This is a genomic window from Dyella jejuensis (assembly GCF_044904675.1).
In the GTDB taxonomy this organism is placed as follows: Bacteria; Pseudomonadota; Gammaproteobacteria; order Xanthomonadales; family Rhodanobacteraceae; genus Dyella_B; species Dyella_B jejuensis.
Genome location: NZ_JADIKJ010000079.1, coordinates 1 through 407, shown reverse-complemented (window position 1 = coordinate 407; position 407 = coordinate 1). Strand labels below are relative to the sequence as shown.

Here is a 407-nt window from a genome sequence, read left to right as displayed (position 1 = left end):
CCCAACGTAGTAGCCAAGTGCAGGATAGTCGCCTATCCGCCCTCTACGCGGCGCAGGCAGCCCAGGCGCTGTTCTCCCCCGGTGCCGCCCAAGGCATGAACCTGCCGGGTGGGCAGGACGGTTACGATGCATTGAAGAACGCGGCGCAAGGCAACGCCGGCATCGACTTCAAGCTTGGCATCGGTGACAGCAGCGCCAGTAGCACGATGACCGCGCACGATGAGGCCACCTATGGCAGCCATATCAGCAGCCAGGGCAATGTCACCCTCGCGGCTACCGGCGGCGACCTGAACATCGTCGGCAGCCAGGTTAGCGGCCAAGATGTCGCACTTGCTGCACAAAACAACCTCAACCTCCTCAGCCAGGCAGAAAACCACACGCTTCAAAACAACAACGAAAACACCAGC

Annotated in this window: 1 protein-coding gene; it reads left to right on the top strand. The window is 61.2% G+C overall.

Annotated features, from left to right (window positions below; translation table 11 throughout):
• Positions 1-407, top strand: a 407-nt coding sequence (locus ISP15_RS18645) for a hemagglutinin repeat-containing protein (protein WP_404549450.1), incomplete at both ends; no start/stop codon positions are given.